At 40.8% G+C, this 11,691-nt stretch carries 9 protein-coding genes; 1 reads left to right on the plus strand and 8 read right to left on the minus strand.

Annotated elements, in window-relative coordinates:
- Nucleotides 1-21 precede the first annotated feature (21 nt).
- Nucleotides 22-657, minus strand: a complete 636-nt coding sequence (locus Q7J63_RS16070) for a hypothetical protein (protein WP_304887596.1) — start codon at nucleotides 655-657, stop codon at nucleotides 22-24.
- A 288-nt stretch (nucleotides 658-945) separates the two neighbouring features.
- On the opposite strand from Q7J63_RS16070, the gene Q7J63_RS16075 reads away from it, so the two are divergent.
- The gene (locus Q7J63_RS16075; protein WP_304887598.1) at nucleotides 946-1,623 is read left to right on the plus strand and encodes a DUF1080 domain-containing protein; all 678 of its coding nucleotides are present in this window, start codon (nucleotides 946-948) and stop codon (nucleotides 1,621-1,623) included.
- 54 nt (nucleotides 1,624-1,677) lie between these two features.
- On the opposite strand, the gene Q7J63_RS16080 is transcribed toward Q7J63_RS16075, so the two are convergent.
- From Q7J63_RS16080 to Q7J63_RS16110, 7 genes are all read right to left on the minus strand, one after another.
- Nucleotides 1,678-5,154 (minus strand): hypothetical protein, encoded by a 3,477-nt coding sequence (locus Q7J63_RS16080; RefSeq protein WP_304887600.1) that lies wholly within the window; start codon nucleotides 5,152-5,154, stop codon nucleotides 1,678-1,680.
- Between the two features lie 48 nt (nucleotides 5,155-5,202).
- Complete coding sequence (locus Q7J63_RS16085; protein WP_304887602.1) at nucleotides 5,203-8,904, minus strand: ATP-binding protein; 3,702 nt, start codon at nucleotides 8,902-8,904, stop codon at nucleotides 5,203-5,205.
- A 54-nt stretch (nucleotides 8,905-8,958) separates the two neighbouring features.
- Nucleotides 8,959-9,222, minus strand: a complete 264-nt coding sequence (locus tag Q7J63_RS16090) for a hypothetical protein (protein WP_304887604.1) — start codon at nucleotides 9,220-9,222, stop codon at nucleotides 8,959-8,961.
- A 32-nt stretch (nucleotides 9,223-9,254) separates the two neighbouring features.
- Entirely contained in the window at nucleotides 9,255-9,809 is a 555-nt protein-coding gene (locus tag Q7J63_RS16095) for a DUF420 domain-containing protein (protein WP_304887606.1), read from the minus strand.
- On the minus strand, nucleotides 9,796-10,464 hold the full coding sequence (locus Q7J63_RS16100) for an SCO family protein (protein WP_304887608.1): 669 nt from the start codon (nucleotides 10,462-10,464) through the stop codon (nucleotides 9,796-9,798). The genes Q7J63_RS16095 and Q7J63_RS16100 overlap by 14 nt, the downstream gene beginning before the upstream one ends.
- A gap of 85 nt (nucleotides 10,465-10,549) precedes the next feature.
- Nucleotides 10,550-10,879, minus strand: coding sequence for a cytochrome C oxidase subunit IV family protein (locus tag Q7J63_RS16105; RefSeq protein WP_019598034.1), 330 nt, complete (start codon nucleotides 10,877-10,879; stop codon nucleotides 10,550-10,552).
- Between the two features lie 20 nt (nucleotides 10,880-10,899).
- Nucleotides 10,900-11,676, minus strand: coding sequence for a cytochrome c oxidase subunit 3 (locus Q7J63_RS16110; RefSeq protein ID WP_019598035.1), 777 nt, complete (start codon nucleotides 11,674-11,676; stop codon nucleotides 10,900-10,902).
- Nucleotides 11,677-11,691: the final 15 nt, after the last annotated feature.

Here is an 11,691-nt window from a genome sequence, read left to right on the forward strand (position 1 = left end):
TATATCATTAAAAAGCATGATTTAAAGAGAGATGTAAAAAGACAATCGATCGTACCACATCCCGCCCTTGTAAAAATGAAAAAGCACCTTCGCCAATTCCGCCTGGTGATTTTTAGTGGTTACCAACAATGTACATTCATTCTTGACTGCATAGGACCAAAAATCCCCAATTCTGTTGAAATTGAATTTGATAAAGGAAGTCTCGGCAGTAGCATTGCTGACAAGTTGGATAAGCTCCTGTTCCTCTCTTTGCTTGGATTTGGGGATAAAACTTGGTGAAATTATGGTGGCTTTACTTCTTTTGATATTTTCCGAAAAAAGTGAAATGAAATTCCGAATCAAATTTGCGGAAGCAGGGGTTCCGTCATAATGAAACAAAATCCTTTCGGTCGAAAATTCCTGATCATAAAGCAAAACAGGGACACTGCATGGTTCCTGCTCCAAAACAAGTGGTTTATCTTGTTCATGCAACCAATCCAAAACCTTTGGTAGGTGAGCGGTAATCAAGGTAGGTACTTTTTGGGGGCTGCAGATTAGCCCAGCGTTTCCACTGATCAGGTTTTCGGGAAAACCCAATGGCAGCTTATTACAATAGTGTTGTAAAATGATTTCTTGTGGAATCAACATGTTTACCCTATTCTCAATTTTCCCCTGCATGGCATCAAACATTTCTGTAAATTTAATCTATGCAGGAATGCCGGTCTGTGACTTTGGAAAGCTTGGAATATGATAATAATCATGTTTCTATTTTGGCTCCTGTTCTATATTGCCTTTATCTTTAAATATGGGGATGCTCTTATGGTTCTTCTGTAATTTTTTAATGGACATAGAAACAATCAACACAATAAAAGGTGACCTTTCAACATTTGTCCATTATCCCTATGGATTTTTGGAAACTCTTTATTTATTGTAACTTCAAATAACAAAAACACCTAAACAGCCGTGATGAAACCTCATTTCTTTCTTCCTCTTCTATTCTTTTCTTTTCTATCCCTCCAGGGATTCTCCCAGACCACCTCACTTTTCGACGGAAAAACCCTAAAAGGCTGGTACATGGATATCCCCGATCTTGAAAAAGACAGCAGTCTTAGAATTCCCTTTATCGTCAGGGAAGGGATGCTCGTGAGTCTGGGCACTCCCCAAGGACACCTTATTTCGGAGAAAGAGTATGAAAACTACCGATTGGAGGTAGAGTACAGATTTCCGGGAAAACCTGGAAATTGCGGTGTGTTGGTGCATGCCTCCACACCAAGATCACTTTATGGCATGTTCCCAAAATCCATAGAGGTACAAATGATGCATCAAAATGCAGGGGATTTTTGGTGTATTGTAGAGGATATCCAAGTGCATGATATGGAGATCAGACGTGGGCCAAAAGAAGATTGGGGGATCACGGAGGGCATGGAAAGAAGAATCAAAAATCTGACCGATGATTCAGAAAAGCCTTTGGGCCAATGGAACCACATGGTGATCGAATGCAAAGCTGACAACATCACTGTTTGGCTCAATGGAGACCTTGTCAACAAAGGATATGCCGCCACGGCCAAAAAAGGACAAATAGCCCTGCAAGCGGAAGGTGCTGAAGTGGAATTCAGGAAAGTGGAATTGACACAATTGAATTGAATCCTCTCCCTTTATTGAATTCATTTCTTTTTCTCAAATCCCAGAATCAAGACCTTAAAAAAGAGCCGTCACCTGCATCCTTCCAATGTGCACCAATCTTCCCAAGCCCTCCGAGTTTCTACCTTCGTACACCATATTCATTTGGAGACCTTCCCCGATTTTTTGGAGCCAATTGACTGTCCATGTCAAATTGCTTCCCGGGGTCAAAGCCTGTAACATTTCATAGCCTACGGGTGTATTTGTATTGCCTGAATAGTCAATATAAGTGTATTTGAGATTGACATTCAACGTGGTCTTGATCACCCTGGCAAAACGAAAATCCAAACCCATTTGGTGGAGGACCGCTGTTTCCCGAACCTCTTGGTTGGCTATGTTTTGCTTATCAGTAAACTGGTAAGTGGCAGTGGATCGGAAAAGGCTACTTGGCTGCCATGCCAATTCTGGTCCTAAACCATACTGGCTGATATCGTAATTCCTATTGTCTAAAAAATCAGAAGATGCCGCTCGGTTCCCTGTTTGTAGAACAAAACGAAAGTTGAGGTTGGGACTGAAATTGAATCGGGTATTTAGGCGCCAATCTTTTTGGACCAAATCATCGAATCCACCAGCCAGGAGCTGTTTGTTTTGGCTGTCGAAAACCGAAAGGTCAAATCCATATTTGGAGGAAGACCGATTGAAGAAGAAAGAAGATCGAATGACCTGTCGGACGGAGACCAAATCCTCATCGGCAAATCCACCGGTAAAGGGATTGATTCTTTCCCAAAAATCATTTGCGGTAATTTTTTTCTCAATGCTCAAACTGGTCGTATTCGAAAATTTTTGGAGAAACTGAAGTGTCTTGTTTTGCTTTTTCCAATCCTCCGGAAATTTCGCATTCAACCGGTAATTAAAAATCGTGGAATAGGCCTGAATAAACTCGGTAGTGGGGACAAATACTTTTATATAACTTTTTTCCTCAGGATTAATGGCGAGATTGAACTCATTGAGTTGTTGAATTCCGTCTCCGTTATCATCTCTCCAAGCGTGGGTGCCTTCACCTGCGGGTACGGGCAGGAACACATATTCCCGTCTAAACTCCCGCCCATTTCCCAATGCATAGCTGAGTTCATTCCTGACGTTTCCTTTTGCCAGCGTATTGAGATAATCGATTTTCCCCAAAACAGTGGTTTCTGCATTTTGATCGGTTCTGACAAACTCCAATTTCCGGTAGGTAAACGTCCCTTTGAAATCATGATTGCCAAATCGGCGCTGCAATCCAAAATTGGTTGCAAATGCTTCCGTATCGGGAACCAATAGTCCATTGACCGCAAATTGATCCTGACGCCAAGAAGCCTCGGCAAAGAAGGAATAGGGCAAAGTATCATTGGATTTGAGGTAAACCATCTGCTCCAAAAAGTTCATCGCTGTGCTGACCACTGAATCCCGCTCGATATCCCTGATCGCATTTCTGTCCATCATCAAACGATATCCGGGCACGAGGACTTTTGACCGGTAATTGAAATCTCCTGTGTACCGCAACCAATCGGAGTTGAGTTCATTTACATCGGCATTGAGCAAAAAAAGATCATTTTTCAGGAAAAATCTTTTGCCGAACTGCTGGTTCCAATTCCCCGAATGCTGGGTTCCGGCGAGAACATCTCCCCGATTCCGGAGATTGAAACGGTATTTCAATCCGTTGTCCCGATCCTTTTCCAATTCCACTTGGGCGGTAAAAATCCTCTCATTGCCAGACTCCAATAGTTCTTTGGCGCCCAAACTCCAATCCCTATCAAACTCAACATACCGCAATCGATCGATAAATGAAAATTGGCTGGAGTTGTATTCCATTTCTGTCAAGGCCTTGAACTTGTACCCCTTCAGCTTCTCAATAACCCTGTTTTCGGAAATAAACCCTGATTTGATCGCAAAACCTTTGTTGTCCTCATTGTCCAGTGGGGAAAAAAGGTTGAGATCTGTATTGGACAAAGCGATTTCAGTATAAACATGTTCGTAGGGGCTGATTTTTAAACGCGCACCTGTGGTGAACATTTGCTTTTGATTTGGTGCTGGCAAAGGTGTTGAAATGGAGAAATTTCCCTGGGCCAAACCATTCACCTGCGGCCTATAGACAAAAACAGGTCCATTTGTCAATTGCTGTTGGCGGACATAATCTCCATTCCCCTGTCCCACTTCACTGAAACCTATCGCAAATCGGGCCAATTCTGGGTCAGTTGAATACTCAAAATATTGGATGGGATTTCCAAAATCATCGATTGCATATATTTTTTGATACAAAACCCTGTTGGGATCAAAGGACACACTGTCCACCCGGGGAATGGATGCCGCATTCAAGTCATCCCCGACTGAAGAAAGCAATACTTTATCGGCATCCGAAAACTCAAAAAAGAGAGGTCTGTTTCTATTGTCCTTTTCCCGATAGAAATTCATGAAAAAGGAGACTTTGTCGGATTCCTGAATATGGTTGGCAGTCAAAATGGATCTCGAAAAATTCCTCTCAGCATATTCATAATCAATGCGTACTCTTGAATATTGGGTAATAAGCACTTTGGGGGTAAAGGTGATCTCCCCTTGATTGTAATCAATCACATAATCATAGTTAAATCCCCGCTGCAACAGTCTCCCATCCAAGAAAACACGCTCTGAATTGGCCATAATGATAACAAACCGTTCATTTTGCGGTCCTTGAATCCGATAGGGACCCAACGTGCCTTCAGCAATTTCCAGCTGAATGGATGCGAATTTACCTTTGGCTACCGATGCAGAAAGTTGGGTGGATGCCTTCCATTTCTCGCCAATTTTATAATTTGTGGTCAATTGGGCTCCCTGGACATTTTTGTAATAGCGCAGAAATTCGGATTGCCGTTGCTGCAAGACCACATCCCCTGCAGACAAACTGAATTTGTCATTGTACAATTCCACCAGCACATTGTCAAAATCCTGAAGTTGTTGGGTATTTCCCTCTGGTTGGAAGGGCACATTTTGATCCGTGATGCTTGCCCTGATATTGAGGTTTTCGGCAAGCTGACCGTTCATTTGAAGATTCAATGAAGAGTTGACAAAAACGTTCTGTGTATTCCCAAATGAAACACCTCGGGTAAGATTTCCGGATTTAGACAGATTGGTGCTGGGAAAAAGTTCTTCGCGAAAATCAAAAGTGGGTATTGCTTTCACCCTATTGTCCTTGAAGATCGCCCCTGAATCGTAGTCTGTCATCAGTGTTCTTTTGGCCACCTCATGATGGAGGCTATAAGGGAAGGTCTTGTAGCAGATCATCAAAGAGTCAGGCAAAGTTTCCCTTCCCAAATCGATTTTGATCCTACCGGTATTGAGCTGATAGGAAAAGGTATAAGTACTATCGAATCTATCCCGCACTTGGATACTCTCTGAAAAGACACTGAGCGAATCAAGCAAAAAATCACTTTTGGTTTTTTCTATAGGCAACCATTTACAGGATTCCGATTGTGCAAAAGACATATTGGAAAACGCAATGGAAAACAGAAGGATAAAAAGAAAACACCGAAACAAAAACATACTTACCGATCAAGCCATCACTAAGGTAATAAAAAACCTTTCAGATATTTATTTGACCAGATCGAATGCAAGAAAAAAGGAAGTCCCCTTTCCCAGTTCGGTTTCAAACCAAATTTTTCCGCCAGCCGTTTCGACTCCTCTTTTGGCTATAGCAAGTCCGAGTCCGGAACCTTCGGATTTGGTACTGAAATTCGGAATGAAAATCTTATCGGATAATTCCTCGGGGATTCCCTTTCCGTTGTCATGGATTTCCAAAATCACTTGGTTATCAATTTCCCGAAGGGATATATTTATGATTGTCTGTCTGCCCCTCTCTTTTGCCTGAATCCCATTGATAATGAGATTGGAAATCACCCGACCAAACAGTTGATCATCACCCATTACCATCAGGGAAACACTTTTGGTATGGTCCTCAAAGACAATTTTCTCCTTTTCCCTGTTTTGGAAAAGCTCCAGGGAAGCTTGGACGACCTCTCGGAAATCCATCAGTTTGTTTTTCGGAAGTGGCATTTTTGCAAAAGTCGAAAAGGAAGTCGCTATGTCACTGAGTGTATCCACTTGCTGGATCAAAGTCCCCAACGGTTTTTTAAGCATTTGGGGATCATCAAGTTTTCCTTCCGACTGCAACCTGAGCAGATGCTGGAGTGTCAGTTTCATGGGTGTCAAAGGATTTTTGATCTCATGGGCAACCTGCTTGGCCATTTCTCTCCAAGCTGTTTCCTTTTCAGTGTTTGCCAATATTTTTTTACTTGATTCCAGCTTGAAGAGCATGTTGTTGTATTCATTGACCAGCAGGCCTATTTCATCATTTGATGGCCAGTACATAAGCTCATTGTTGTCAAGATTGGTCGCCTTGAGTTTTTGCGTGAGCAACTTAAAGGGTAAGGTCAATTTTCGAGAAACAAAATAGGAAACAAACAAAAAGAGGATGAAGATCAGTACAAAAATATTGATGATATTACTGAATACATCGGCGATCAATAGATCCAACTCCGTCTGGGATTCAAAGAAGGGTATGGACACGATGGCCAATATTTTTTGGCTATCCGATGACCGAATGGCCATATACACTGTTTTGTAGGTCAAATTATCCACCACTTCCTCCAACAGAGCCAGATTGTTTTGGCCTTCCACTATCTCAACGATGGCATTGGGGTTGATTATTTTTGCCAATACTCGTTTATCAAAAATATTGGGTTGAGAAGTGGCGATCAATGCCCCTTCTGGGCTGTACACGTTGATGTCTGAGTTCGTGGTCCCTGCCAAAATATTCACGGACTCCACAAAATCCTCCCTCCCCAATTCGGCTGTGGATTGTTGCTCTAACATCACCGAGAGATTCCCCCCTATGATGGAAGCCTTTTGAAAATATTGGCGATGAAGTTCTTCTCTGTAGGAATTGGTCAAGAGACCAATGATGATCACACTGATGGTCACAATGGGAAAGAAAAACGCGAAATTCAAGTACATTTGGAGTTTTGCGGCATAGTTGAAATTAAATTTCCCAAAACCTTTTGCCAAGGTATAGCATAAAATGCTCAAAAGTGTGAGTAAAATAAACGCTACAAAAAACAAGGATATATCAGCAAGAATATAGTAAACGGAATAAATAGGCGAGGACACAATGACCACTTGATCTTGGTTTTTGACACCTAAATGATGGTATTTTTTTCTGTTTACTCCGGAATCAAATAGATTGGGATTTTCTATCAACCCCTCCATATCCTCTGCCCTATAATTAAAAATCCCAACGCTATAAAGCAATCCACTATCACCGTAGACGGCGTAATCGAAATCTTTTTCATTGAAATTGGCCATGTACTTACTGTCCAATAATAATTTGGGGAATACAGAACCAGGTTGTACCCGCAATTGCCTTAGCTCCAAATACACCGTTCCCAGAAGAACATCGTCCCTGTAAAGCGGAATAAAGGAGAAGAAACTATTCCCTTTTCCTTCATCTACTCCCTTAATGAAATATAAATCCCTAACCGAGGTAGCATAATCACTTTTCACGTAATTGAACCGAAGGTCCTGCAATTGTACTGGGTCGTTTCGGTCCAGGATATTTTCACCTGCTGGATTGAAGACCTTGATCTGTTGAGAAAACTGGTCGAAATAATTAATCAAGTGAATCTTGCGGATTTTGCGCTCGATCGCTTCATTTGAAAGCAAGGGATCCAAAAGCGTATTTTTTACAAAAATATCATTGCGAATCCTATCCATGGCATCGGACAGGAAAAATTCTCCCATGACGTCATTTTCAACCAATTGCTGGGTGCCAAAGCGGATTTTGGATTGATGCTGCCGCTGCAGTAAAACTTGGTAAGAAGCTATCCCAGTGATAATCGCCCCGATAAGGCAACCAAAGAAGAAGGTAAGAAAAGTATTCAGCCCCAAGCGAAAAACATTGCGATAGAGCTCAAAACTAACGATGGATACCAGCATGATGAAATGAGCCAAGTACACCAGCAACAAAATCCAATTGAAAAAACTTAACACCAAAATAACAGGCAAAGAAAAATAAATCAGCAGCTTTAATGCATAGGTTTTCTTGGGAGAATTGCTGTCTAAAATCAAGCTAATCCCAAGAATTGAAAACAGGAGATACCCAGCACCTCCCAAGAAAATGATGAAAAGGCTAATCCCTTTGAAATAATCGAAAGTCGGAATGGCGAAAATATTCAAGTCCCACTGAGAATTGCTAAGGATATTGATATATAGTCCATAAAACAGGGACAAAAGTACCGTTGACAATACATAAGCCAAAAGGAAAAAGAGCCAATCCGGATATTTTTCCCTAAAGCCCTTAAATTTTTCATGAAACACTTTCCCTCCCAAAACGCCCAATAACATCGAGAAAATGATCAGAGAACACAATACGTTCAATAGAAGATCCCCGAGGCTAGGATTTAACCACGAAGAAGCATACTTGCTTGCATCAAACAGTTCGAAATCAAAATAGTCTTGTGGGAATCTAAAAAAAATCATAAACCCCCTTATGGAAGAAAGGATAAGCGCCGCATAAACAATCGCGGTTTTAAATTTCCCTTTGCGCCAGATAATGGAGATGAAATCGTATCCAATGATCAATACGAGTAATAAAAGTGAAAAGAAAAACACTAAAATCGTCACATCAGTAGACTGTCCTGCAGGTTCGTAACCGGCTTCAAAGTCAATTGAAAAAAGGAATTCGCCTTTCACATTCTCCACATCAAAGAAATTTTCCTGCTTTTCTTCAGAAAAATTCACTTTGCCCTTCCCGAACAATTCCGGATTCAAGCCCGAAATAAGGAATTCATTGTTGATATCCCTTTTGTAAGACAGTGGATACAATTGAAGCAACCAAAACTCCTTCTCGTTTCTGGTTAGCCGCCGAACCTTTGTAAAATAGATCCCTTTTTGATCCTCCAAAAGCTGGTAAGTTTTAAAGGGATTGATGAGATCAAAATCCGGTAACCAGGTGAAATCTGACCAGTAAACAATATTACCCCCTTCATCATAGATATAATAGGGTTGGCTTCCTTCGATCGTGAGCTTGGTAAAAGAAAGAGGTTCATCTGGACGATTCCTCATCAGGATTTCCACAAAATCCTGATCGAAATTATTATCAACTACTTGAATTTTATTGACAATGGGTTTCAAATACTTTTCATTGCCACCTTTCTCGTTTAAAAAATAGTTTAGCGAAAGTAGGATACCGATTCCTAAAACAGCCAATAATAGAATAAAACGTCTTTTCTTTAACATGTTGGTGATAAAAGTAAAAAAGCAAAGTTTGAATATCAACTTTGCTTTCCCTTTTTAAAATTTTTCACCTTGAAAAGTGAATTTCGCCTTTCTTTTTTTTGAATTTCTGTACCAAAAAAATCCAATCACAGCAGCGATCAAATATGGCATTACCAATAGATACATGATGCCTAAATTCAAACCAGCACCAATGGAAGTATCACCATTACTCACATTGGTTTCGATCGTGGCTCTACACATCGCACATTGCGCAAAGGATTGTAAATGCAACAAAAGAAAACCTATGGTGAGGAGTGATATTTTAGCAGTGAAACTCATAGTAGACAAAACGAAGGTCTCGAAGAATAAGTTTAGAAATTGTAATAAGGACTGATCATCAAATAAACCACTACCCCAGTAACGGTTACATACAACCATATTGGAAAAGCAAATTTCACGATTTTCCTATGCTTTACTAATTGATCAGTATGCCCATAATAATAGGCCAGCAAAATGGGGAACAAAGCAACTGCCGCCAAAATGATATGCGAGATCAGGATAAAATAATAAACAGGTCTTATCCAACCCTCGCCACCAAAAACAGCGCTTTCTGCAGATGCATGATAAATAATATAAGAAACCAAAAAGACTGCTCCCAAGCCGAAAGCAGAGGTCATGGCCGCCCTGTGAAGCTGTATATTTCCTTTCTTGATAAAAACCAAACCCATAATCAATGCCACGGTGGCAGCAGAATTTATAACCGCATTCAAATGGGGAAGGAAATACACCCAATCACTGGCGAGATCGAGTTTTGCCGGCATGAAAATAAGGATGGCCACTACTATCGGGACCACGATTGATATTCCTATGATCCATTTGATCATCCCTGAATCCTGCTTTACTAAAATCGGGTTACTTTTTTCCATACAATAATATCTTTGTTTCCAATATCAACAAATCAACATCTTCTCTAGTGGTACCACTGTAAAAACCTCTGATCCTTCCTTGCTCATCAACGATCACAAACTTATCCGAATGCACAAAATCATCAGGAACACCTTTTCCATCAAGAGCTGGAAGAAGAAAACCGCATCTTGCAAGGTTGAAGGTTTCCTGTTGGTCACCCGTTAGGAAAAACCACTTCCCTGGACTGGCATTGTGCCTCTCTGCGTATTCTTTAAGTACCTCAGGGCTGTCATATTCCGGATCAATACTGATGGAATAAATTTGTACACGATCTTCTCCCCGAAATACATCATCGACTCTTTCCATTTCGGTAGACATCACTGGACAAATGCTAGGGCATGAGGTAAAGAAGAAATCTACTATGGTGATTTTTCCCTCCATCTCCGCGCGCCCCGTAGGAATACCATCTTGGGAAGTAAAGGAAAATTCAGGAATGGTGTGTTGAACATTTTCCTCTACGTCACATTCCATGAATTGATTGTCTATTCCGTTTTCAAATAAAACCGGAATTTCATACTGGTTGTTTCCGAAAGTTTTCAGAAATAAAATAATCAAAATTGGCACCATTAGGATGCACAGCAATACCAAGCCCTGAAGTAATCTGATACCTCTCATGTTTTTCCTTTGTCACTATAACAAAAAAGTAGGTTGAAGATCTTAACTCCAACCTACTTTTTTCAAATTTTATTGAAATTATTGACTACCACCTCATGATGAAAATTTCAGTCCCCTCTTTTACCAATGCGATCACCAACCAAACCAAGAAAATTAGCGGAACAATGATCGAATAAAACAGAGGTTTAGCTTCTTCACCCAAGTGCATAAATTCCATCATGATATATTTGGCTTTCCAAATTGTCAGTGCAATGAATATGAAATAGAGAAACAAGCCCCTATCCATGGTGAAAGCAAGAAGAAACTCAACTGCCGTAATGGCCAATAAGATGAATGCAGTCTTCCATATTTTTTTGATCTTTGCCTCATCTCTAGGAAGCACTTCGAGTGCGGATTTATTTTCTTGTAATGACATATCTTTAATACGTTAGAGTCTCAAATTAAGTAGAAAAAAGTAAAAACAAATACCCAAACCAAATCCACAAAGTGCCAATACAAACCAATTTTTTCAACCATTTCGTAATGACCCCTTTCTTCATAGGTACCAACAGCTGCTTGGTAAAACACCATGAACAGCAAAGCCACTCCCAATGTCACGTGAAAACCGTGAAATCCTGTAATGAAGAAAAACAATTGTGCGAAAGGAGCTGGTCCATATTCATTGACGTACATATTGGCGCCAAAAACGGTCTCAGTGACCAATTGATTGAGGCTGTTTACATATGTCAAAACTGTCCCGGAATCGGTTCCATGAATAAAGTGTCCCCATTCCCAGGCTTGGCAACTCAAAAACGTAGCACCACCAAGGATCGTCCAAAGCATCCATTTGACCACGTCATTTCTATCATTTCTATGACCAGCTTCAACAGCCAGCACCATAGTAACTGAACTTAAGATCAAAATAAAAGTCATTATCCCGACAAAAACCAAGGGGGCATGCAGGCCATGGACAAACGGAATCGCCTCAAAAACCAATTCAGGAATTGGCCAATATTCATTTGAACCAACAAAATTATCAGCAGAACCGGTGTATGCAGGGTAACTTACCCTAATGGCTGCGTAGGTGATCAAAAAAGCAGCGAAGGTAAAGATATCTGAAAGCAGGAAAAACCACATCATGAGTTTACCATAACTAGCTTTTAGCGGCTCATTACCGCCTCCCCAGATCCCTCTTTTGGAGCTTACTCCAACAGCAGTAGCAGTCGTCGACATAAGTATATTTTAATT

The sequence above is a fragment of the Rhodonellum sp. genome, from assembly GCF_030656585.1.
GTDB classification, from domain to species: domain Bacteria; phylum Bacteroidota; class Bacteroidia; order Cytophagales; family Cyclobacteriaceae; genus Rhodonellum; species Rhodonellum psychrophilum.

Bases quoted from the DNA above. Each gene is read 5' to 3' on its own strand.
- Q7J63_RS16075 (WP_304887598.1), top strand. From the start codon at position 946: ATGAAACCTCATTTCTTTCTTCCTCTTCTATTCTTTTCTTTTCTATCC.
- Q7J63_RS16080 (WP_304887600.1), bottom strand. From the start codon at position 5,154: ATGTTTTTGTTTCGGTGTTTTCTTTTTATCCTTCTGTTTTCCATTGCG.
- Q7J63_RS16090 (WP_304887604.1), bottom strand. From the start codon at position 9,222: ATGAGTTTCACTGCTAAAATATCACTCCTCACCATAGGTTTTCTTTTG.
- Q7J63_RS16105 (WP_019598034.1), bottom strand. From the start codon at position 10,879: ATGTCATTACAAGAAAATAAATCCGCACTCGAAGTGCTTCCTAGAGAT.
- Q7J63_RS16095 (WP_304887606.1), bottom strand. From the start codon at position 9,809: ATGGAAAAAAGTAACCCGATTTTAGTAAAGCAGGATTCAGGGATGATC.
- Q7J63_RS16100 (WP_304887608.1), bottom strand. From the start codon at position 10,464: ATGAGAGGTATCAGATTACTTCAGGGCTTGGTATTGCTGTGCATCCTA.
- Q7J63_RS16085 (WP_304887602.1), bottom strand. From the start codon at position 8,904: ATGTTAAAGAAAAGACGTTTTATTCTATTATTGGCTGTTTTAGGAATC.
- Q7J63_RS16070 (WP_304887596.1), bottom strand. From the start codon at position 657: ATGCAGGGGAAAATTGAGAATAGGGTAAACATGTTGATTCCACAAGAA.
- Q7J63_RS16110 (WP_019598035.1), bottom strand. From the start codon at position 11,676: ATGTCGACGACTGCTACTGCTGTTGGAGTAAGCTCCAAAAGAGGGATC.